21 protein-coding genes are annotated in these 23,661 nt (G+C 36.1%); 12 read left to right on the forward strand and 9 right to left on the reverse strand.

Annotated elements, in window-relative coordinates:
- The first annotated feature begins 345 nt into the window (after window positions 1-345).
- The 5 genes from ES724_RS01805 to ES724_RS01825 all read left to right on the forward strand — a co-directional run bounded on the left by ES724_RS01805 (window position 346) and on the right by ES724_RS01825 (window position 4,298).
- Window positions 346-654, forward strand: coding sequence for a DUF4286 family protein (locus ES724_RS01805; protein ID WP_146928731.1), 309 nt, complete (start codon window positions 346-348; stop codon window positions 652-654).
- Between the two features lie 41 nt (window positions 655-695).
- The gene (gene rsmA / locus ES724_RS01810) at window positions 696-1,565 is read left to right on the forward strand and encodes a 16S rRNA (adenine(1518)-N(6)/adenine(1519)-N(6))-dimethyltransferase RsmA (protein ID WP_146928734.1); all 870 of its coding nucleotides are present in this window, start codon (window positions 696-698) and stop codon (window positions 1,563-1,565) included.
- The gene (gene mgtE / locus ES724_RS01815) at window positions 1,555-2,907 is read left to right on the forward strand and encodes a magnesium transporter (protein WP_146928737.1); all 1,353 of its coding nucleotides are present in this window, start codon (window positions 1,555-1,557) and stop codon (window positions 2,905-2,907) included. The genes rsmA and mgtE overlap by 11 nt, the downstream gene beginning before the upstream one ends.
- Before the next feature lie 72 nt (window positions 2,908-2,979).
- Window positions 2,980-3,345, forward strand: coding sequence for a cupin domain-containing protein (locus ES724_RS01820; RefSeq protein WP_146928740.1), 366 nt, complete (start codon window positions 2,980-2,982; stop codon window positions 3,343-3,345).
- Window positions 3,346-3,350: 5 nt separating this feature from the next.
- Window positions 3,351-4,298, forward strand: coding sequence for an NAD(P)-dependent oxidoreductase (locus tag ES724_RS01825; protein WP_146928743.1), 948 nt, complete (start codon window positions 3,351-3,353; stop codon window positions 4,296-4,298).
- Between the two features lie 948 nt (window positions 4,299-5,246).
- Here ES724_RS01825 and ES724_RS01835 read toward each other — a convergent pair.
- From ES724_RS01835 to ES724_RS01860, 6 genes are all read right to left on the reverse strand, one after another.
- Window positions 5,247-6,386, reverse strand: coding sequence for an alpha/beta hydrolase (locus ES724_RS01835; RefSeq protein WP_246136793.1), 1,140 nt, complete (start codon window positions 6,384-6,386; stop codon window positions 5,247-5,249).
- A gap of 656 nt (window positions 6,387-7,042) precedes the next feature.
- Complete coding sequence (locus ES724_RS01840; RefSeq protein ID WP_146928746.1) at window positions 7,043-7,687, reverse strand: SDR family oxidoreductase; 645 nt, start codon at window positions 7,685-7,687, stop codon at window positions 7,043-7,045.
- 102 nt (window positions 7,688-7,789) lie between these two features.
- Complete coding sequence (locus ES724_RS01845; RefSeq protein ID WP_146928749.1) at window positions 7,790-9,589, reverse strand: GNAT family N-acyltransferase; 1,800 nt, start codon at window positions 9,587-9,589, stop codon at window positions 7,790-7,792.
- 53 nt (window positions 9,590-9,642) lie between these two features.
- Window positions 9,643-10,896, reverse strand: a complete 1,254-nt coding sequence (locus ES724_RS01850) for an aspartate kinase (protein WP_146928752.1) — start codon at window positions 10,894-10,896, stop codon at window positions 9,643-9,645.
- Between the two features lie 2 nt (window positions 10,897-10,898).
- Entirely contained in the window at window positions 10,899-11,372 is a 474-nt protein-coding gene (locus ES724_RS01855; RefSeq protein ID WP_146928755.1) for a GNAT family N-acetyltransferase, read from the reverse strand.
- Between the two features lie 75 nt (window positions 11,373-11,447).
- Window positions 11,448-11,924, reverse strand: a complete 477-nt coding sequence (locus ES724_RS01860; RefSeq protein WP_026837214.1) for a GNAT family N-acetyltransferase — start codon at window positions 11,922-11,924, stop codon at window positions 11,448-11,450.
- 115 nt (window positions 11,925-12,039) lie between these two features.
- On the opposite strand from ES724_RS01860, the gene fbp reads away from it, so the two are divergent.
- Window positions 12,040-13,050, forward strand: coding sequence for a class 1 fructose-bisphosphatase (gene fbp, locus ES724_RS01865; protein ID WP_146928758.1), 1,011 nt, complete (start codon window positions 12,040-12,042; stop codon window positions 13,048-13,050).
- A gap of 1 nt (window position 13,051) precedes the next feature.
- Here the strand turns inward: fbp and ES724_RS01870 are convergent, their stop codons facing one another.
- Entirely contained in the window at window positions 13,052-13,477 is a 426-nt protein-coding gene (locus tag ES724_RS01870; protein WP_146928760.1) for a tellurite resistance TerB family protein, read from the reverse strand.
- 164 nt (window positions 13,478-13,641) lie between these two features.
- Between ES724_RS01870 and ES724_RS01875 the strand changes: the two genes are divergently transcribed.
- Together ES724_RS01875 and ES724_RS01880 are read left to right on the forward strand one after the other, a co-directional pair.
- Entirely contained in the window at window positions 13,642-14,688 is a 1,047-nt protein-coding gene (locus ES724_RS01875) for a ligase-associated DNA damage response exonuclease (RefSeq protein WP_146928763.1), read from the forward strand.
- A 6-nt stretch (window positions 14,689-14,694) separates the two neighbouring features.
- Window positions 14,695-16,287, forward strand: a complete 1,593-nt coding sequence (locus tag ES724_RS01880) for an ATP-dependent DNA ligase (RefSeq protein ID WP_146928766.1) — start codon at window positions 14,695-14,697, stop codon at window positions 16,285-16,287.
- A 32-nt stretch (window positions 16,288-16,319) separates the two neighbouring features.
- On the opposite strand, the gene ES724_RS01885 is transcribed toward ES724_RS01880, so the two are convergent.
- Window positions 16,320-17,378: a hypothetical protein gene (locus ES724_RS01885; protein WP_246136794.1), complete on the reverse strand. Its 1,059-nt coding sequence runs from the start codon at window positions 17,376-17,378 to the stop codon at window positions 16,320-16,322.
- Between the two features lie 102 nt (window positions 17,379-17,480).
- Between ES724_RS01885 and ES724_RS01890 the strand changes: the two genes are divergently transcribed.
- The 4 genes from ES724_RS01890 (at window position 17,481) to ES724_RS01905 (ending at window position 22,183) form a co-directional block, all read left to right on the forward strand.
- On the forward strand, window positions 17,481-18,155 hold the full coding sequence (locus ES724_RS01890; protein ID WP_146928772.1) for a hypothetical protein: 675 nt from the start codon (window positions 17,481-17,483) through the stop codon (window positions 18,153-18,155).
- An 85-nt stretch (window positions 18,156-18,240) separates the two neighbouring features.
- Complete coding sequence (locus ES724_RS01895; RefSeq protein ID WP_146928775.1) at window positions 18,241-20,727, forward strand: ligase-associated DNA damage response DEXH box helicase; 2,487 nt, start codon at window positions 18,241-18,243, stop codon at window positions 20,725-20,727.
- 13 nt (window positions 20,728-20,740) lie between these two features.
- On the forward strand, window positions 20,741-21,376 hold the full coding sequence (pdeM, locus tag ES724_RS01900) for a ligase-associated DNA damage response endonuclease PdeM (protein WP_146928778.1): 636 nt from the start codon (window positions 20,741-20,743) through the stop codon (window positions 21,374-21,376).
- Between the two features lie 12 nt (window positions 21,377-21,388).
- Window positions 21,389-22,183 carry a tryptophan-rich sensory protein gene (locus ES724_RS01905; protein WP_146928781.1) on the forward strand — a complete coding sequence of 265 codons (795 nt, stop codon included), beginning with the start codon at window positions 21,389-21,391 and terminating at the stop codon, window positions 22,181-22,183.
- On the opposite strand, the gene ES724_RS01910 is transcribed toward ES724_RS01905, so the two are convergent.
- On the reverse strand, window positions 22,180-23,538 hold the full coding sequence (locus ES724_RS01910; protein ID WP_146928784.1) for a dihydrolipoyl dehydrogenase family protein: 1,359 nt from the start codon (window positions 23,536-23,538) through the stop codon (window positions 22,180-22,182). The two genes, ES724_RS01905 and ES724_RS01910, sit on opposite strands and share 4 nt — an antisense overlap.
- Window positions 23,539-23,661: the final 123 nt, after the last annotated feature.

Here is a 23,661-nt window from a genome sequence, read left to right on the forward strand (position 1 = left end):
TCTATTATTCGGAGTAGCTTTGAAAATATGTCAATGGTAGCGAAGCCAAAGTTTCGCATAAAAATGATGTCAGTCTGAGCTTGTCGAAGACTAATTTAGTGTTGAAAGCAAACTTCGACACGCTCAGTTTGACAGATGAGTATTAAAATTTAACTGGTTTAATATTTTTGTTCATTTGCGCGAAGCCAAAGTTTAGATAAAGTTATGTCAGTTCGAGCTTGTCGAAGATTATTTTTTTGCTGTCAATGAATAAGTTAATTTCAAGTCTCAAGTCTTGTTTCTTTCAGCGCAGCGATCTTTTGTCTCGAACCGGACAATACTAATTGTAATTATAAATTTTATAAAATGTACATATATAACGTAACTATAAACGTTCAGGAAGAGATCCATGAAGAATGGCTTAACTGGATGAAAACCGAGCATATTCCTGAGATGTTGAATACAGGAAAGTTTAAAAAAGCATTGATGAGTAGAGTGATGGTAAAGGAAGAAATGGGCGGAATCACCTATTCTGTTCAATATACCACTGAGAATAAAGAGATGTTGCAAAAATATCTTCAAGAGGATGCTCCTACATTAAGAGCAAAATCTAAACCTTATGAAGGCAAATTCGTAGCATTTAGAACCGAGATGGAAATTGTAAGTGAGCAATAAGCCGTACTTTCAAATTATAGTTAGCAGTAAAAAACCCCTGCATGAAAAAGAATAAGAAGAATCCTTTCAATTCAAAGGATAATAAATTTAAGCAAAGTAAATACGCTCCCGGGAAAGCTGCTTTTAGTTCAGATGGCGATGTTAGAGCAAAAAAGCACTTAGGGCAACACTTTCTTACCGACGAGGGAATAGCAAGTAAAATTGCTGATACTTTAGGGTATGAGGGATATAAGAATGTTCTGGAAATTGGTCCGGGAATGGGCGTCCTCACCAAATATTTACTTAAAAAAGACGTGGATCTTCACGTTATAGAAATAGATAGGGATAGTGTGGCTTATTTGGGTGAAAATTACCCCCAATTGGAAGGTAAGATCCTTGAGAAGGATTTTCTAAAGACTGATATCACCCAGATTTTTGAGAAAGAACCTTATGCGATCATCGGTAATTTTCCTTATAATATTTCTACTCAAATCGTTTTCAAAACCCTAGAGAATAGGGAGCTTATCCCGGAGTTTTCGGGTATGTTCCAAAAAGAAGTGGCCATGCGAATTGCAGCGCCCCATGGTAATAAAACCTACGGAATTCTTTCTGTTTTGGCTCAAGCGTTCTTTGATGTAGAATATTTGTTTACCGTGCCACCAACGGTTTTTAATCCGCCGCCTAAGGTGGAAAGTGGAGTGATACGATTGACACGAAAAGAAAATTTCACTCTGTCATGTGACGAAGCATTATTATTCAGAGTAGTAAAAACAGCTTTTCAGCAACGAAGGAAAACCTTAAGGAATAGTCTAAAAACCCTTGATTTATCGGATAATTTAAGGGAAGATGCTATCTTTGGACAACGACCAGAGCAGCTAAGTGTACAAGATTTTATAGAACTTACAGAAAAAATTCAGCAGGATGCAATTTGAATTAACCGAAGAATTAATTGAAAAGATTGAATACCTCATCGAGCAAAAGAACGATGCGGAACTGCTGTTGCATTTAGAAGAAGTTCACCCTGCAGATATCGCCGAGATTCTTTCGGAAATAGATATTGAGGAGGCTACTTATATTGTAAAATTACTGGATAGCGAAAAAACTTCTGAAGCTTTAATGGAGCTGGAAGAAGGGGTTAGGGAGCGTATTTTAGACAGTTTGTCTCCAAAAGAAATTGCAGAGGAGCTGGAAGAAATGGATACCGATGATGCCGCGGATATTATTTCAGAACTTTCTGAAGAGCGACAACAAAAGGTTATTGCCCAGATCTTAGATGAAGAGCATGCAGATAATATCGTGGAATTACTTCGATATGATGAAGATTCTGCCGGTGGTCTTATGGCGAAAGAATTGGTTAAAGTAAATGAAAACTGGAACGTTACCGGTTGCATGAGCGAAATGCGAAATCAGGCAGAGAATGTTACTAGAGTTCACTCTATTTATGTAGTGGACGATAAAAACAAATTAAAAGGGAGGTTATCCTTAAAAGATCTTCTTACTGCCCCAAGTGAGGCACATATAAGCGATGTATACATCCCGCAGGTAGATTATGTAAATGTGCATACACCCGGAGAGGAAGTGGCTAGGATCATGCAGAAATACGATTTAGAAGCAATCCCTGTGGTAGATGAAATGGGAAGACTCGTAGGCCGAATTACCATTGATGATATTTTGGATTTTGTGAAAGATGAAGCGGAGAAAGATTATCAGATGGCAGCGGGTATTTCTGAAGATGTAGAGGCAGATGATAGTATCTGGTTGCTTACCAGAGCTCGACTTCCATGGCTTATTTTAGCTCTTTTTGGAGGCTTTATAAGTGTATCTGTTCTAGGAACATTTGATGCTGCGATGAAGGAACATGCAGCACTTTTCTTTTTTGTACCTCTAATTGCTGCGATGGCAGGGAATGTTGGCGTACAATCTTCAGCAATCGTTTTACAAGGTTTAGCAAATAAAAGCTTAAAGGGATCTTTAATTAAAAGGCTTTTAAAAGAGATCGTTTTAAGTCTTTTTAATGGGGTAGTTCTTGCAATTTTGCTAATTGTAGGAGGCATTTTCCTTTTGGGATTCGATCTTAATTTTGGATTAACAATTGGAATTTCCTTGATCTCTGTAATAGTAATTGCATCTCTAATAGGAACATTCGTTCCTATTATTTTAGACAAACAAGGCATAGATCCAGCAATGGCAACGGGTCCATTTATTACCACCAGTAATGATATTTGTGGAATATTAATATATTTTAGTATTGCAAAACTCATTTTAGGTTTCTAACTTAGTAGAAGCAATTTTCAATCCCTCCCACCAGAACGTTTTCTTTTTCACCTTACCTGTATATTTATTTCTATGGAAAGCATTAACATTCAATCAAAATTTGAAAAATTCAGTAAAAATTGGAATCCTCATCAAATTGCGGTGGTAGATGACATGCAAGTTCTTCTTGCTAAGCTAAAAGGCGAATTTATCTGGCATAGCCATGAGGAGGAAGATGAATTATTTCAGATTGTAAAGGGCACCTTATACATACAGTTTAGAGATAAAACGGTAGAGATAAAAGAAGGTGAATTAATTGTAGTTCCCAAAGGAGTAGAGCATCGCCCTTTTACTAAGAACGATGAAGAAGTTCATGTGATGCTTTTCGAAAAACTATCTGTAAAACATACCGGTAATGTTGAAAGTGAGTTAACGGTGAATACATATCCTAAAATTTAGAAATCATGATTGTTCTACATGCCGATAGTAATAACCCTTTATTGATAAAAGAATTACAAAAAGTAGGCTATCATAATATTGAAGCCTATGATGTTTGTAAAGAGGAAATACTTGCTAATCAGCATCTGTATGACGGAATTATAATAAGAAGCAGATTTAAAATTGATAAGGATTTTATAGATTCAGCTCCCAACTTAAAGTTTATTGCGAGAGTTGGTGCCGGTTTGGAAAGTATAGACGTGGAGTATGCAAAGCAAAGAGGGATTGAGCTTTTTGCGGCACCAGAAGGAAATAGTAATGCCGTTGGAGAACATGCCTTAGGGATGCTGTTATCGCTTCTGAATAAATTGAACAAAGCGAATAGGGAAGTGCATCAAGGATATTGGCATAGAGAAGAGAACCGCGGAATAGAGTTAGATGGAAAAACAGTAGGAATTATTGGATATGGGAATATGGGGAAAGCCTTTGCTAAAAAACTTAGGGGTTTTGATGTTAAAGTGCTTTGTTATGATCTTTTAAAGGGAGTAGGAGATGAAAATGCTACTCAAGTTAGTTTAGAAGAACTTCAAGATAATGCTGAAGTATTGAGCTTACACACTCCTTGGACACCAGAAACCAATAAGATGATAACTACCAATTTTATAAATAGGTTTAAAAAACCCTTTTGGTTTATTAATACTGCCCGTGGAAAAAGTGTGGTAACGGCCGATCTCGTTTTAGGACTTATTGAAGGAAAAATTCTAGGAGCTGGTTTAGATGTTCTAGAATATGAAAAAGATTCCTTCGAGCATTTATTTCAGGACCATCAAATCCCTGAAGACCTAAAGGAACTTATGTTTTTCGAAAATGTGTTGTTAAGTCCCCATATTGCAGGCTGGACAGAGGAATCACATAAAAAATTGGCCTCTACCATTGCCTATAAGATCATAGATAAATTTGGAGTAGGGGTATAGCAAAAATTAAAAAGCGCACTTATTCTGAATATAAAGACAATGAAAAAACGAGTTACAGTATTGGCGGCATAATCTTTAAAACTAAAGATCCAAAAGCAGTAAAAGATTAGTATTGTGATCATTTTGGATTAAATACTGACCAATGGGGCTTTACTTTTTGGTGGAAGGATAATGAAGTCAAAGACTGTTCTACACAATGGAGTCCTTTTAAAGATGATACCGACTATTTTGAGCATTCCATCAAAATTATCTAAATAAATGTCATTCCGAAGCATTGAGGAATCTCTTCTAATGCAAAATTATTTTACTAGAGATCCTTCGACAAGCTCAGGATGACATTCAAGAACTTGTCATATTTAGTTTTTCACATTGAGCTTGTCGCAATGTGGAACAATTTAAACTCGATTAATCCTTCGACAGGCTACCATTGACGTATTTTTCGTTGCCCGAAATAAGAGACCCTGAAACTAGTTACCATTGACGTAATTTCAAGAATCTGGAATACACTCCCTCTGGTCGGTAAAGTTCTGTTTAATTTTTAAGATTGTTCATTTTTTTGCGTGTCCAAAAAAACGAACCAAAAAAAGGACACTTTTTTGTAGGTGTTTCCAATTATGCTACCGCATAATTAGAACCGTACTTCCACGGCTAAATTTTCTCCAAGGCTTCGAAAATTTTACGCCGTGGAACTACTACATTTGCAAAAAAGAATTTCTTAAGAAGATAAACCTACTAGGAACAATCATATGTCAAAACCTCCGCTAGATAAATTTTTTTATCACAGGTCTCAGGGTGACGATACTTTTTAAAATGCCGTCATGCTGTCCCGAAGCATCGGGAGTTTCAGCATCTTTCATACGTCAATTCCCTAGGCTAGATAATTTTATCACAGGTCTCAGGATGACATTGTTAAACGTGTCACATTGAGCTTGTCGAAATGTAATATTATTATTTTTTAAAAGTTTTCATCAATCTATCTGCTGCAAACTTTTGAGCATCTACTGCTTGATCTAATACCGCAGACATTCCAAAGAATTCATGGGTTACTCCTTCATACATTTTACGCTCTACATCAATACCCGCAGCTTTCATTTTTTCAGCCAACACCATACCCTCATTTTCTAAAGGATCTATTTCTGCATTGATAATTGTGGTAGCTGGAAGACCAGATAAATCTGCATCTATTAAGTTGATTAAAGGATCATTATTAGTACTCCAATCTGGTACATAATGATCAAAAAACCATTTCATAAAACCTTTATTTAATGGAACAGCACTCGCATACTTCTCATAACTCGGAGATTCTATATCCCCATCTGCAATTGGATATACAGATACAATATGAACTGGTAATTTAACTCCGCGATCCCTGGCCATCATTGCCACAGCTACTGCTAAGTTTCCACCAGCACTTTCTCCGGCAGTAGCAATCATATTAGGATTTCCTCCAATTTCAGTGGTATTTTCTACAACCCATTTATAAGCATTAAATGAATCTTCGTGGGCAGTTGGAAATTTGTTTTCTGGTCCCTGTCTATAGGCTACAGAAATAACTATTGCATTTGCTTTTTCTGCTAGCGCCATAGGGGAAGCTTCATAAGTATCTAAATCTGCAATTACCCATCCACCTCCGTGATAATAAACGATCACAGGTAAGCTTTCGTTTTCTGTGTTTTTTGGTTTATACATTCTAACAAGTACACCCTCTTCACCAACGGGAAGAATTTTGTGGCTAATATCCACTTTACTTTCCGTCGGTTTTACTCCGGTTTGATGTAAAATGTCCATTACGGCATTTGCAGGTAATTTAATATTACGATACTGAAAACCAGTAGCTCCTTTAAACGATGGGTTTTCATAGGACTGAAACTGTTCAATTACAGCTAACATTTGAGGATCTATGTTTGGGGCCCAATCTGGCTGAGGTCCATTCGGCATAATTTTCATTGGATCTCCGGTTTTCACTTTCGGATCTTTCATTTTCATTTCTTTCATTTTCATTTCTTTTTTATCGTCCTTATCTTGAGAATAGACAGTGGGAGCGATTAAAAAAAGAGCAAGTCCAGATGCAAATAGAATCTTTCTCATTGCATTTTTGGAAGAAAATAAACTTTGGTTTTGTTTAGAATTATTCATGTCAAAAAAGTCGTTAGTCATTAATATTAGTAACAAAATTACTTTCTAAAACACTCGTTACTAGACTACTTAACTGTTTTTGTGAGAACTATAACAAATTTTTATAATTTCAAAATTTCTCAAAAAAATGACCTAGCTAAGAGCTAGGTCATGTAGTGGTTATAAATATAAAATTAGTATTGTCCGGTAAAAAAATTCAGAATTTCGGTGAGGCTAGAAGTAGCGCAGATTAAGACTGTTTTCAATGTTTAGGAGCTTGCTATTGGAACACAGAATTATTTTTTCCTTTTTCAAAAATTTATACAGATTAAAATATTGATTTTCAATTAGTTGGAATAAAGTCTTACGTCTTGAATCTAGCAGCGCAGCGATCTTATATCTTTTGTCGGACGACAATGATATAAAATATTAATTGTATATCCGTTTAGAGTCCAGTGACCAAATTATCCTATCTGAAATGGTCGCGTCACCCAATCCCGAAGCATCGGGAGTTTCAGGGTCTTATACCACATATTTGAGATGCTGAAGCAAGTTCAGCATGACGGTAACAACCTGTAATTAATTAATAAAAAACTATTTACTGGAACAAAAGCGGACATACAGAAATATTATCTACTCAAATCTATAATAGCATTCTTTATAGACTCTTTTCCTTCCAAGGCTTCAAAAGTTTTATTTTTCACCAAAGGATCTGCAAGGCTCATTACCAATAAAAAGGCAACATCATCTCTGGAGATCTCTCCACTCTCGTCTAATTTTTCAGCAAGTTTCACTTTTGCCAATCCAAGATCATCATTCAATGCCCCGGGACGTACAATGGTATAAGCGAGTCCGCTGTTTTTTAAATGCTCATCTGCATTTTGTTTAGCTTCCAGATACACTTTTAGATCCTTATTAGATTCAGGGTTATCTGCCCCCATAGAACTTAACATCACGAATTTTTTAACCTTCGCCTTTATAGATGCATCTATCATTTTTATCGCTCCATTTTGATCTATAGCGATGGTTTTTTCTTCTCCTGTCTCTCCTCCAGAACCTGCAGCAAAGATCACTTTGTCCATTCCTTGAACTGTTTGTTCTACATCCTTTTCAAGGTCTCCCATTACAGTCTCTACATCCATATCCTCAAACATTTGTCTCTGATCTTCTTTTCTGATCATCGCATATGGCTCGAAGGTACTAGAGCTGTTCAATATCTCTATAATCCTTTTTCCTGTCTGTCCTGTAGCTCCCACTACTAATACTCTTTCCATTTTATTTCTTTTTAATAAATTTTAATATACTTATGAAATTGTTCAATTCCGAATTATACTGATGGTATAACAGGAAATTAACAACTTGCAGAAAGTATAGATCTAGATATGCGCATGCTTCTGCTCCAGTTCTTTCTGAAACTCTTCCATCACTGGTTTTACGGTGCTTTCAGGAAGATCTGCTATTTTAATATACATAAGGCCGTCAATGGCATCGTTGAATAACGGATCTACGTTAAATGCTACCACGCGCGCGTTTTGTTTTATATATTTTTTAATTAAAACGGGAAGTCTTAAGCTTTCCGGTTCCAGTTCATCAATTATTTTATCGAATTTATTTAGATCAGCTTCACTTTCGTCGAAAACAATATCCTTATCGGCATCGTTCAATTTCACCTTAAATTCTTTTTTCGGTCTTATATATTGTGCCACAAAAGGATCATAATAATTGGATTTCATAAACTCTATCATCAGGGATTTAGAGAAATTTGAGAATTTATTGCTGATGCTCACTCCGCCAATAAGATATTTATGTTCAGGGAAGCGCAATGTGCAATGCACGATTCCTTTCCATAACAAAAATAAAGGCATAGGCCGTAATTGATATTCCTTTATAATAAAAGCCCTTCCCATTTCTATAGATTGACTCATCATATCGTACAATTCTGGTTCAAACCTAAAAAGGTCCTGAAGGTAAAATCCATTTATACCATAGGCTTTAAATATTTCTGTCCCCATTCCCATTCTATATGCTCCTGCTATTTTTTTGGTATCCTTATCCCAAAGAAATAAGTGATAGTAATATTCATCAAAAGGATCCAGATCTATAGAATTATTACTTCCCTCTCCAACTTCTCTAAAAGTAATTTCTCGTAACCTTCCAATTTCATTAAGGATATTTGGAATCACTTCTTTTTTGGCCAAGAAGACCTCATAATTTTTACTCTCCAAAAGGCGCTTATCTAATCTTCTGCAAGTCTCTATTTCCTCTTCCATTAAAGATTGATTTGCTTGCACTGCAATCTTTTTTGGGCTTCTTGGTAACTTTAGGCTTTTAGGAATATTATCAAAAAGACTTTTCTTCTCAAAAGAATTGGCCAACATATAAGTTTTTCTACGCAAAAATGCGGTAAAAGCTTCGAGATTTGGATTTGCCGTTTGGTCTTCCACAGAGATTGGGTTACCAATACGCACCACGATCTTCCTTTTCTTTTGGGAAAGCATTTCACTAGGTAACTTAGCGGTCCTTAAAATATCGCTCATACTGGCTAAACGGTAAAAAAAGGTGCTATTTTTAGCATGAAAATAAATAGGAACTACGGGAACCTTAGCTTTTTGAATAAGCTTCATAGCAGCAGGCTCCCAAGGTTTATCTACAATATGTTTTTCATCTTTATACGTAGAAACTTCTCCTGCCGGAAAGATCCCTAAGGCACAACCTTCTTTTAAATGCGCAATAGATTGCTTGATCCCGCCTAAACTGGATTTTGCATGCTTGTGATCTTCAAAAGGATTTACCGGCATTATATAAGGTTTTAAAGGGTCTAAACGATGAAGAAGGAAGTTGGCGATCACTTTAAAATCACTACGTTTTTCTAATAATATCTTCAAAAGGATCATTCCATCTATTCCTCCTAAGGGATGATTTGCAATGCTTATGAATGCACCTGTTTTTGGAATTCTTTTTAAGTCTTTTTCCGGAATCTCAAAATCGATCTCAAATCCTTCCAGAACTGAATTTATAAAGTCAACCCCGTTTAAATCTTTTCTGGAATCGTATTCTTTGTTTAAGGTAGAAAGCTTTGTGCTTCGTAGAACGATCCAGCCAATTGCTGTTCCTATTAGCCCTAATTTTTGGAGGTTCATAACTTTGGCTACTTCCTGCGCGGTAACAATTCCCATTAAACGTAGTTTAGGTTATTAACAAAGATAGCGAATTGGACTTTCGCCTCAGTTTAAGCCTTTGTTACTATTTGAACGGTGTTTTGCATGACTTGTTTTAAAAGCACCTCTTTATCTTTTTCTAAAGATTTTATAGCTCCTTCATCAAAATGTCTGATAGTATAAAGGGAAACACCTGTTGTATAACTCACCTTATATCTCGCTTTTAAATGCTGAATAAGTTTCTCGAGATTATTGAATTTATTATCTACGCATACCGCAAAGCTTATAGCAGAATTCTGAATAAGGTCTACTTTTATCTGATACAAATGAAACAGCCTGAAGACCTCACTTATGTTTTCTTCTACCATAAAGGAGAAATCTAAAGAAGATAGAGAAATAAGCACTTGGTCTTTTTTAACTATAAAACAAGGAATGGCTGGAACTAGAGTTTGCCCTTTACTTACGGCTGTACCACTTCCTGAAGGGTCTATAAAAGATTTAACGAATAAGGGTATTTCCTTTCGCTGTAATGGCTGAAGCGTTTTAGGATGTATTACAGAGGCTCCATAAAATGCCAGTTCTATCGCTTCTTCATAAGAGATTTGATGTAAAAGCTGTGGATTTTCAAAAACACGAGGATCGGCATTAAGTATACCGGCAACATCTTTCCAGATCACAACTTTTTCAGCATTCAAACAATAAGCAAAAATGGCTGCAGTATAATCACTTCCCTCTCTTCCTAAAGTTGTGGTAAAATTATTGGTGTCTCCGGCAATGAATCCTTGTGTGAGATAGAGATGTTCCTTTTTAATATTTTTCGAAATTCTATTTTGCGTTTCTTCCCAATTTACGGAAGCATCTCGATAAATATTATCGGTTTTTATAAGGGTACGGGCATCAACCCAAGTATGGTTGATTCCTTCTTGAGTAAAATATTCGCTTACGATCGTAGAGGAGATCAATTCTCCAAAACAAACCAGTTGGTCATAAACAAAATCATACTTATTAGATTTGTTATGTACCATGAAATTCTGGATCTCCTCAAAAAGCGTTTCTAATTTTTTATAAATAGAAGCTTGTTTAGAATGGAATAAACCATTAATAATTTCAAGATGATAAGATCTAATTTCTGAAAGACTTTCGGGAATTACTTTTGAATTACTTAAGTAGTCTTTGATGACCACTTCAAAAGCATTGGTCATTTTTCCCATTGCCGAAATAACGATGACTTTATCTTTAGCACCTGATAGTTTGAGCACCTTTAAAACGTTCTGGACAGAAGAAGCGTCTTTAACAGAGGCACCACCAAACTTGTATATATCCATTCTTATTTTTCAATATTTTTTTGAATACCAGTTTCATCCATATGCACTGTGTACCAGTTTTTCTTGATGTCGGCTCCGGAGTTTTCGTAAAACTCGATTGCGTTTTTATTTCCTTCGGAAACTACCCATTCTACACGTTTTACTCCATTGTCATGCCCATATTGCACAACTGTTTTGTACAAAGCACCTCCAAGGCCTGTTCCTCGCATCTCTTTTCTTACAATAAGATCTTCTAAATGAACGGTACGGCCTTTCCACGTGGAAAACCTGAAATATACAAGTGCCATTCCCTGTAGTTTTCCACCAACATCGGCCACAAAACATTTAAAATTTCCGTTTTCGAAACCTTCTTGTTCCAGATCTGCAACTTCTATTTCTACTTGATTAGATGCGTTTTCATGAGCAGCAAGTTCTTTTATGAGTTCAAGGACTTGTGGCATATCATTTTTTTTTGCTTCTCTAATTGTATATTCCATAATTGGTGCTTTTCCACAAATTTAGCAAACCATTCTTATATATGGTAGAAATGTTAAAGTAGAATACTGCAATAATTACCTTTCTAAATAAGATTTCATGGCATTTTCATCCATTTGTACTGTGTCCCAATCCCTTAAAACATTTGCGCCGCTGCGCTCATAAAATTCTACCGCAGGAGTGTTCCAATCTAAAACCACCCATTCTGTTCGTTTTACGCCTTGCTCTAAAGAATAAGCGATCACCTTTTTGTATAAGGCGCTTCCCATGCCCATACCACGCGTTCCTTTTCGAACTACAAGATCTTCTAAATGAACGGTTTTTCCTTTCCAGGTGGAGAATCTAAAATAGACCAGAGCCATTCCTTCAATTTTGTTATTTGCTTCAGCAACAAAACAAGTATAAAATGCATCAGCACCAAAACCTGCTTTTTCAAGGTCTTTTACATTTATTTCTACTGCATCAGGTTCTTTCTCGAAAGTTGCCAGTTCCTGAATTAATTCTAGAATTTGTGGAAGATCTTTCGTTTCAGCTTTTCGAATTGTAAATTTCATAATCATGTTAATTATTGTAAAAAGAAGGAACTTACAAATATTTAAAATACGAAAACGTTATAGTACCTTATATATTTTGAATATTTTTGCCGCAAATTAATCTTATCCCATTAAAATGTCCAAGAAAAATCAGACTTTAGGTGAATTCATAATAGAAAATCAAGCGGATTTCGCATACTCTTCAGGAGAGCTGTCCAGATTGATCAATTCTATTCGGCTTGCCGCAAAAGTGGTAAATCATGAAGTGAATAAAGCTGGCTTGGTGGATATTATTGGGGCATATGGAGAGACCAATATTCAGGGAGAAGATCAGCAAAAAATGGATGTTTATGCAAACGAAACTTTTATAAAGACCCTTACTAATAGGGAAATTGTTTGTGGAATCGCTTCCGAAGAAAATGATGATTTTATAACCATCGAAGGGCATAAGAAAGATCACAAAAATAAATATGTGGTGCTCATGGATCCTTTGGATGGGAGTTCTAATATAGATGTGAATGTTTCTGTAGGAACCATTTTTTCTATTTATAGAAGGGTTACTCCAGTGGGAACTCCGGTTACAAAAGAGGATTTTTTACAAGCAGGGAATAAACAAGTTGCTGCTGGGTATATTATTTATGGTACTTCAACAATGTTGGTATATACTACAGGAAATGGAGTGAACGGATTTACATTGAATCCCGCCTTAGGTTCTTGGTATTTATCACATCCGCAAATGCAATTTCCTGAAACTGGGACTATCTATTCTATAAACGAAGGGAACTATATTCATTTTCCACAGGGTGTAAAAGACTATATTAAGTACTGCCAACAAGAAAAACCTGAAGGACCTTATACTTCAAGATATATAGGATCTATGGTAAGTGATATTCATAGAAATATGATAAAAGGGGGGATTTTTATCTATCCTAAATGTTCCCAGAATTCTTCTGGGAAATTAAGGCTGTTATATGAATGTAACCCAATGGCATTTATTACTGAACAAGCAAATGGAAAAGCCAGTGATGGTTTTGAGAGAATTTTAGATATAAAGCCAACAGAACTGCACCAGCGAGTTCCTTTCTTTTGTGGAAGTACAAAAATGGTAGAAAAAGCTGAAGAATTTATGACTGCGAAAGACCGCTAGTCTATTCTTTATTTAATAAATATCGGTAATCATCAAAACTTAAACGTCCACCAAAGATTTCTATAGATCTCTTTATGATTGCTTTGGAGGATTCTTCAGAAAAACCAAGTCCGATAGCATATTTTTTGATAAGCTCTGCTTCTTCATCATCTATGTCGTGATCTGAAAAGATGATCGTAAAAAGATCATGTAATCTTTCTAATCTTCTTTCTACAGTATTAGGCGGCTGAATTGGAAACGAGGAAGGGTTTTTCAAAACTTTAGTATATTCAGATTCATCGATATCCAGTTTTCTGGCAAATCTTTGAAGTTGAATTTCTTCCTTCTCATTTATTTCGCCATCTACTGCTGCTAGGTTAACGATAGCAGCAAAGTGACCTAAATTACGTAAATGCTCTCCCGAGTCAAACAAATCTACAAATGACATATATTATATAATTTATTGATGCAAATATAGATAAACCTCTACGGATGTGAAATCAATTTATATCATTATTAATTTAGGACTCTACATTAGCTAATCTTTTCTTAATCGCTTTATCAAAAAAAGCAAAAACCCTAACTTTCTTAAGCTAAAAGAAAAGAATTATTATGAGCAATCCTTTGTTGATATTCAATGAAAAAGGCATCTACTGCGAACAAGCCAAGGTTTATTTAGACCCCTGGAAGCCGGTAGACCACGCCATCATATCACATGGGCATGCAGATCATTCCAGATGGGGACACAAAAAATATATTACCCACCATTCTAATGTCCCAATTATTAAACACAGATTGGGTGAAATAGTAGTTACAGGTAAGGAGTGGAATGAAACTTTTACCATAAATGGTGTTAAGTTCTCACTTCACCCGGCGGGACATATTATTGGTTCCTCTCAAATTCGAGTGGAATATAAAGGGGAAGTTTGGGTATTCACTGGAGATTATAAAATGGAAGATGATGGAGTTGCCGTACCATACGAGACTGTAAAATGTCATTCTTTTATTACTGAATGTACTTTTGGTTTGCCTGCTTTTAAGTGGGTGCCTCAAGATCAGGTAATGACAGATGTGAATAATTGGTGGCAGCAAAACAGAGAAGATGGAAGAACTTCCGTTCTATTTGGATATTCTTTGGGAAAAGCACAACGTTTGTTGAAATATTTAGATCCGAGTATAGGAAAGATCTATACCCATGGAGCTATTGAAAACATGACGGAGGTGTTGAGACCACAGTTGAGCATGCCCGAAACAATTAGAATTACCAGAGACACCAAAAAAGAAGAATTAAAAGGGAGTATGGTGCTAGCACCGCCAAGCGCGCAAGGTACTCCGTGGATTAGAAAAATGGTTCCATTTGTAACAGCGTCGGCAAGTGGTTGGATGACCTTTAGGGGAGCCAGAAGACGAAGAGCTATCGATAAAGGTTTTGTGCTTTCAGATCATTGTGATTGGCAAGGCTTGTTACAGGCAATTGAAGGAACAGGTTGTGAAAAAGTGATCTGTACTCATGGTTATACCGAGATCTTTTCAAGATTCTTAAGAGAAAAAGGATATGATGCCAGAACCGAGGAAACTCAATACGAAGGGGAGATAGGAGAATTAGAAGCGAAGAGTGAAATAGAAAAGGATCTGGAAATTGTAAAAAAAAGCACCTGAGAGCCTATGAAACTTTTCGCCGAATTAATACGAACTCTGGACAGCACTAATAAGACTACTTTAAAAGTAGAAGCGCTAACCCATTATTTTGAAATTGCTCCAGATAAGGATAAGGTTTGGGCCATTGCTATTCTTTCTCATAGACGGCCGCCAAGACCTGTAAATACCACCTTGTTAAGAGAATGGGCTACAGAACTTGCCAATATTCCTCTTTGGTTGTTTGAAGAATCCTATCATATTGTCGGAGATCTGGCAGAAACCATTGCCCTGATCATTCCTGCATCCGATGCTACCTCTGATAAAAGTCTGAATCAATTTCTTCAGGAAATTATTGAGTTGAAGAAGCTTACTGACATGGAGAAAAAAGAATACTTACACGAGAATTGGCTGGAGCTCAATTATTATGAACGTTTCGTTTTCAGCAAATTAATTACAGGAAGTTTTAGAATAGGTGTGAGTCAGAAGTTAATGACTCGAGCGCTTTCTAAGGCTACCAATATAGATGAAGATATACTCGCTTATAAATTGATGGGAAATTGGGAGCCTTCTAAGATCTCCTATACACAGCTTATTTTAGAAGAAAACGAAGAAGATTATCTCTCAAAACCATATCCATTCTATCTGGCTTATGCTTTGGAAAATGAAGTAAAGGAATTGGGTGATGTGAGCGAGTGGAGTGTTGAACATAAATGGGACGGAATACGATCTCAGGTGATCATTAGAAATAATGAACTTTTTGTATGGAGCCGTGGAGAAGAGTTGGTAACCGATAAATATCCAGAATTTCAGGCTTTTATTAATGCCGTTCCTAACGGTACGGTTATGGACGGAGAGATCTTGCCTTTTCCTAAAGGTGAAATAGGAACTTTTAACGACTTGCAAACCAGAATTGGGAGAAAGACAGTTTCCAAAGCCTTGCTGGAAAAAACACCGGTGATCTTAAAGGTGTATGATCTTTTGGAATGGAACGGAAAAGATATACGGAATAGCTCATATAAAGAAAGACGAGAGTCGCTGAAAAGCTTGGTTCAAGATAAAGATATTTCTGAAACTCCTTTGTACTTATCAGAAAGTCTTGCTTTTAATAGTTGGGAGGAAGTTGCAGAAGAACGTCGACGTGCCAGGGAAGAACGATCTGAGGGTTTAATGCTGAAAAAGCTCGACTCTCCATATTTAGTAGGTAGAAAAAAAGGAGACTGGTGGAAATGGAAGGTGGATCCTTTGACTATAGATGCTGTGCTAACCTATGCGATGCGCGGTCACGGGCGACGCTCTAATCTATTTACAGATTATACATTTGGATTGTGGGATGAGGAAAAAAATGAATTGGTGACTTTTGCCAAAGCTTATTCCGGCCTCACCGATGCGGAATTTAGAAAAGTGGATGCCTGGATCAAGAAAAATACACTAGAAAGATTCGGGCCGGTTAGAAGTGTAACTCCACATCATGTTTTTGAAATTGCTTTCGAGGGAATTGCAGAATCTAAAAGGCATAAAAGTGGAGTAGCTACGAGATTCCCAAGAATTCTGAGATGGAGACAGGATAAGAAAATAGAGGATGCTAATACCTTAGAGGACCTGAAGGCACTTATACCTTAATGTTTTTTATTCTCATAGTATACAGGCGGTATTTAATTTGTTCTACCCTTATTTACTATTTCTTTTTCAAACTTTCTGTCATTAATCAAAACTTCAAAAAACTCCTCTATATATTCTACTGTAGAAATATACTCGACTCTATTTTCAAATAACAATTCACATTCTTTAAGAACTCCCAGAATATCAGACCTCTTTTCTAAAAACTCTAATCTAACGTCATCAAATATTTTGGGATCCCTTTTGAATCCTCTATAAAGTCGTTGCCTAACATTTTCAATGGATAAAAGATCATCATTAATTTGAGAGACCGCAGCATAGCTAGTGTTCACCAATCCACACATATCAAAATCATACGGAACGGGAATGATCGTTTTTTCTAAAAATATTAATTTAATATTATGCTGATAGGCGGTTGAATAATCTGTATTACCAATCATGTATTGAAAAAAGGCATTTCTAACGCACTCAAGCGGCACTTGATTTAAAGGATGTGCTTTTATATTCAGGACTTTCCCTCCAATACGTTTTGCTACATGTTTGTCGTCTTCAATAAGAATCGCAAATATTTCATGATTTTTTATCTTCTTCCCCTTTATTTCTTCATAACTCAGGTGCACTAATTTAGATTTAAAATGATATGGAGATACAACTTCATATAATTTATAGGCTAAGTATTCTTTAATAACATTGTCGTTAGATCCACGTTGCAATAAACAGGGCAAGACTAATTTTAAGTTTTTTTGCCCCTCAAAAAGGGTGTTATTTCTCTCCTTTTTTTTAATTTTCACTTTGATTGGAGCGAAATAACAGTTTTTAAGACGAAAATTTCCGCGTTTTCGTAATCTCACCTCCAAAGAATCCCAGCTTTGCTCTTTCTCTTTAAATTTTAGAAAGGTTGTTATATATGTGGAATCGTTGGTTTCTTTTTTAATATCTTTATTGGAGTACTTAAGGGAAATGTGCATCACCTCATTATTAATAAATAGAGCAGATGAAGTCTTTGGCAGGTCGTTAATAGAATCCTGCGCAATAGAAATATTTATAAATAAAACTGTGGGGAGCAAAATACTGAGGATAGCAAATTTACTCATAATAAGCGTATATTTAACTAAGATATTAAAAAACAGGCTATTAGAAAATATTTATCTATAATAAATTATAGAACATTTCTTACATTATCACTTTCGGCAATAATGACGTATTTGTTCTTTAGGTTTGAGATCGACTTTAATGTAGACCTTACCTTGCTTAGCATTGCGATTATTTTCCCCTTAGTATTTACCATTCGAAGCTCTTTTAAAAGAAGAGAAAAGGCTTTAGAACATTTAAGTAAATTTGTGAGCTCCTTAAAAACGGTTCAGTATTACATTAGTAGCAACGATAAACTTCTTGAAGAGCGAAAAGCTGAAATAGACAAAATATTAAGCGAAATAAATTTAAAAACCATAGAGCATTTGTCTAAAAAAAATGCAGATATCAAGGGATTGGATGAAATTGTGCATCAAGTCTATGATTTTATTTCAAATCAGGAAAACCTAATCCCTTATAAGTTAAGAGATAGGGTTTTTAAATTTATGAAGGACACCCATGAGTCTATAGAAAATTTACATGCCATCCATATTCATAGAACTCCCATCAGCTTAATGGCTTACTGTGAAGTTTTTATATATATATTTCCTCTTATTTATGCTCCTACCATAATTTACAACTTGGGCGTAAATGACGCAGATTGGATTGCCTACTTTATTGTTTTAATGACCCAGTTTGGATTGATTTCTTTATATAATATCCAAAATCAATTGGAATATCCTTTTGATAATATTGGGGTAGACGATATCAATCTTAATAATTTTAAGTTGAAGCGCTAATTCTTTCATAAGTGAGGTAGATCGAAACTAAGGCTAAGAGAAAACATCATTTTATTTATAACTTTTAAATATTCCGTTTTTTAAATTGAACAGGGCAGAACTTATAAAACTTGCAGAGAACTGGTTTGCTGAGCAGAACTGGAAATCATTTAAATTCCAAAGGGACACCTGGAAAAATTATCTTCAAAATAAAAATGGATTATTAAACGCTCCTACAGGAAGCGGAAAGACCTATGCTTTGTGGGTTCCTATTGTTTTAGAATACATCAAGAATAATCCAGACTATAAAACCAAACATAAAAAAGGACTTAAAGCAATCTGGATTACCCCGTTACGAGCGCTTTCAGTAGAAATAGAACAATCTGCCAAGAGATTTGCAGAGGAAATGGGCACTCAATTAACTGTTGGAATTAGAACTGGAGATACTTCGCAAAAAGAACGTGCAGCACAAAAGCGAATGATGCCGGATCTACTTATCACTACACCTGAGAGCCTTCAATTATTATTGTCATCCAAAGGCTACGACAAAACTTTCAAAGATCTTAATGCCATTGTAATAGATGAGTGGCATGAAGTATTGGGGACAAAACGCGGTGTTCAAGTTGAATTAAGTTTATCCCGATTAAAATCGATCTCAAAAAAATTAAAGATCTGGGGGATTTCTGCAACAATTGGAAATCTTCAGGAAGCAAGAGAGGTCTTATTGGGTCCAGAATCTGTTGCTTATAAAAACTCGGTAATGATCAAGGCAGATCTCAAGAAGAAAATAGATGTTCGCTCTATAATTCCGAAGAAAATGGAAAAGTTTCCGTGGAGAGGACATCTGGGTTTGCATTTAATTGCTGAGGTGGTCCCAATTATCAACAATTCAAAAACCACTTTAATATTTACCAATACACGCTCACAATGCGAACTCTGGTTTCAGAAATTAATGGAGAAATATCCTGAATTTGCCGGGGACGTGGCAATGCATCACGGAAGCATAAACAAGGAAACCAGACTTTGGGTAGAACAAGCCATTAGAAACGAATCTTTAAAAGCGGTGGTGTGTACTTCTAGTTTAGATCTTGGAGTTGATTTTGCACCTGTAGAAACTATCATTCAAATTGGTGGCCCAAAAGGAGTAGCAAGATTTATTCAGCGGGCGGGAAGAAGCGGACACCAGCCAGGAAAACAAAGTGTTATTTACTTTTTACCCACGCATGCTATCGAGTTAATTGAAGCTTCCGCATTGCAAAAAGCAGTGAATAAAACTGTCGTGGAAGATAGAATTCCGTATTTACTGAGTTTCGATGTTTTGGTGCAATACCTTACAACTCTTGCTGTCTCAGACGGATTTTTCCCTGCCGAGATCTATCCAGAGATCAAATCTACTTTTTGTTTTCAAGCAATAACCGAAGAACAATGGGAATGGGTGCTGAATTTTATTACCAAGGGAAGTCAGAGTTTGCAGGCTTATGACGAATATAAAAAGGTGGAAATAGAGGAAGACGGTAAATTTAAAGTGAATGATAAGGGAGTTGCCATGAGGCATAGGTTGCAAATTGGAACTATTGTGAGTGATGCTGTTCTCACTGTAAAATATATGAAAGGGGGCTTTATTGGAAGCATAGAAGAATGGTTCATTTCCAAATTAAAGCCTGGTGATGTGTTTACATTTGCAGGAAGAAACTTAGAATTGGTGCATATAAAGAATATGCAAGTGATTGTTAGGTCATCAAAAAGTAAAACTTCCAAAGTTCCCAGCTGGCAGGGAGGAAGAATGGCATTTTCTGCACAGATGAGCGAATTACTGCGAGAGGAAATGTACGAAGCTGCCGCTTCAATGGAAAAAGATACTGAAGGAAAAGCTAAGAAAACTTCAGAAGAATTAAAAGCCCTAAAACCCATTTTTGAAAGGCAATTACGAGAATCTATAATCCCGAAAAGCGATGAGTTTTTAATCGAAACTTTTAAGACAAGAGAAGGCTATCACGCCATTTTTTATCCTTTTGAGGGTAGATTTGTGCATGAAGCTCTTGGAAGTTTACTGGCATACAGGATCAGTTTATTATTGCCAATAAGTTTTACGCTTGCATTTAATGATTATGGATTTGAGTTGCTTTCAGATCAAGAGATAAATATGGAACAGGTTCTCGATAATAATCTTTTTTCAGCGGAGTTCCTGATGGACGATCTTTATAAAAGTTTAAATGCTACTGAAATGGCACGAAGAAAGTTTCGGGATGTGGCAGTTATTGCCGGTATGGTTTTTACGGGTTATCCCAATAAACTTATAAAAACAAAACACCTTCAGTCTAATTCGCAATTGCTTTTTAGTGTTTTTAGAGATTATGAGCCTGATAATCTTTTATTTCTTCAGGCTTTTCGAGAAACTTTTGAACATCAATTAGAGGAGGGTAGATTACGACAAGCTTTAGAACGCATCTCGCATCAGGAAATAGTCTGGAAAGCCTGTGAGAAAGCAACTCCCTTTTCATTTCCAATAATTACAGATAGGCTTCGGGAGAAATTGACTTCAGAAAAAGTGGAAGACCGTATCCGCAAAATGCTGAAACAATTAGAAAAGTGATTAAATTTACGAGGTGATAGAAAAGATACACTTAGCCAATCAAACATTTATTTTGCATCCTTCCGGCACTATGTTTTGGGAGGAGCAGGAAATGCTGCTTATTAGCGATGTGCATCTTGGAAAGATCTCGCATTTCCGAAAATATGGAAGCGCTGTTCCGCAGGCTGCTATTTCAGAAAATTTCAGAAAAATGGATCAGGTGGTGGAATTCTTTTCACCAAGAAGTATTGTTTTTATGGGCGATCTTTTTCATAGTTCGTTGAATATGGAATGGGATCTATTTACACAATGGATGGAAACTATCGAAATTCCTGTAATCCTGGTTGCGGGAAATCATGATATTATCTCTGAATTGAAATATGAAGCTTTAGGAGTGAAGATCTATTCTGAAATGATATTGGGAAAAATCTTGCTAACGCACCACCCTGAAGAAAGAAAAGGCTTCTTTAATATTTGCGGACACCTTCACCCCGGATTCAAATTAAGAGGGAACGGAAGGCAAACGCTTCAGTTACGTTGTTTTTATCAAAATAAAGAGCAGCTAATATTACCCGCATTTGGGGAGTTTACAGGAAATTTCTGGATCTCACCAAGCGAGGGAGACCGTATCTTTGCAATAACCAAAACTGAAGTTATTTCAGTTTTTTAAACTTGAGAAATTATGTACAAAAGATTAGCTATTGTCAATTTGTTATCGGTAATAACCGCTATTCTAGCCAGTTATTTTTCTCAGCTAGTCGGAATTAATGGGAATACAATAGGTAGTTTAAGTGCCGAATATGAAAATCTTTTCACTCCTGCAGGTTATGCTTTTGCTATTTGGGGACCTATTTACATAGCGCTGCTAATATTTTCAATTTATCAGGTTTACAGATCTTATTCTGATGAGCCTAAGGATGGAAATGAGTTCAAGACCGGGCCTTGGTTTTATATTGCAAATTTCGCAAATGCTTCATGGGTATTCGCGTGGCTTTATGAGTATACTTTGATTTCGGTAATTTTGATGCTTATAATGTTAACCAGTCTTATCGCAATTATTATAAAAACCAATATGGAACGTTGGGATGCACCAATTAGGATCATTGGTTTTTACTGGTGGCCAATATGTTTGTATTCCGGATGGATTACAGTAGCTACTATAGCCAATATAACTGCGTATTTGGCTAAATTAGGATGGGATGGTGGTTTATTTACCGAGGTTCAATGGGCTATGATCATGATTGCCGCAGCAACTGTAATTAATATTACAATTATCCATACCAGAAACATGAGAGAATTTGCTTTGGTCGGAGTGTGGGCCTTGGTAGCGATCTATGTAAAACAGCTTGATGAAAATACTACATTAGCCTATGTAGGTTTAATTGCCGCAGTGCTAATTTTTCTTAATATAGCTTATCATGGTTATGTTAACAGGAAGAGCAATCCAATGCATAAGATGATGTCTGGAAATTCTTAGACCATACCTTTAATGTCATTTCCCCAGGTTGGATACGCATAGATCATAGTCTTTAATTCCTTGCATGTTAATTTTCCACACATTGCCATTACAAACATATTTATGATCTCAGAAGCTTCCGGGCCTATTAAATGAGCGCCTAAAACAAGATCGGTTTTTTTATCTACTAGAGTCTTGTAAGCATATTCCTCTGTATTCACTCTTTTTGCATTAAACCATGTTGGCACCAACTTATGCTCTAGCCTATAATTATATCCTTTTTCTTTAGCTTCTTTTTCTGAAAGCCCTACGGAAGCAATATTAGGAAGTGTAAATACTATGGAAGGTTGCGGAGGAAAATTTACTTCTTCAGGCTTGTTTGGGTTTAATAGATTGGCAATTACAATTAGTGCTTCTTGGGAGGAAAGTGGAGTCAAAGGCAGGCCTTCACTGTCTGATACATCTCCACAAGCAAAAACATTTTCATTAGTTGGATTCTGAAGATATTTATTTACAGAAACTCCTTTTTTGCTAAAAGAAACCTTCCCTTTTTCAAGATCTAGCTCTTCTATAGATGGAACTCTTCCAGCGGTATTAATAACGAGTTCTGCTTTTTCTGAAATTTCCTTTCCATCTTGTTTTGCAGTAACTCGGTAATTTTTTCTTAGTTTTTCTATTTCTGAAACTTCAGCATTAAAAATGAATTTTATTCCTAGTTTTTCTGAAGCAGTGACAAGATAACCCACCATGTCCTCATCAAAGTTAGTGAGAGGTCTGGAAGCGATGTCCATCATGGTTACTTTTACTCCAAGGCGTGCTGCCATATGGGCGAACTCCATCCCAATATAACCAGCTCCAACAAAGATCATATTTTCGGGTAAATGCTTTAAATTTAAAAAGTCGTCACTTACAATAGCATGTTCCCTTCCCGGAATCTTTAATTCCATTGGCCTTTGCCCAGTTGCAATTACTATTTTTTTAGCTATAATTGTTTTCCCTTCTACCGATAGCGTATTTTTATCTAAGAATTTCGGGGATTGATGAAACATAGTAACCCCCAGTTTTTCAAAATCTTTTTCTGTCGCTGCTGGAACTGCATCTACAAAAGTTTCTTTGAAAGCCATAAGATCTTCCCAACTGAATTCAGGCATTTTGGTAATTCCAAAACCTTTCATTTTATGAGCACGATCTATGATTTCTGTAAGGCCTAATAAAACTTTTTTGGGATCGCAACCTCTGTTAGAACAAGTTCCTCCAAATTCACGACTGTCTGCAATTGCAACTTTCCAGCCTTCTTTCACACATGCTGTAGCTACTTTTTTACCAGCGGTACCAGTTCCAATTACAAAAACATCGTATTCTTCAAATTTTGACATAATTATTCTCTTAAATCGAGTTGAAATTAATTAAAAATTAACCAGAATGTTGATTTCTAGACGGTTTTAGGCTGAAATTAACACGCCCATCAAATTTCACGCGATTAAATTTTGGATTTGTAC

The organism is Gillisia hiemivivida (assembly GCF_007997295.1).
Taxonomy (GTDB): domain Bacteria; phylum Bacteroidota; class Bacteroidia; order Flavobacteriales; family Flavobacteriaceae; genus Gillisia; species Gillisia hiemivivida.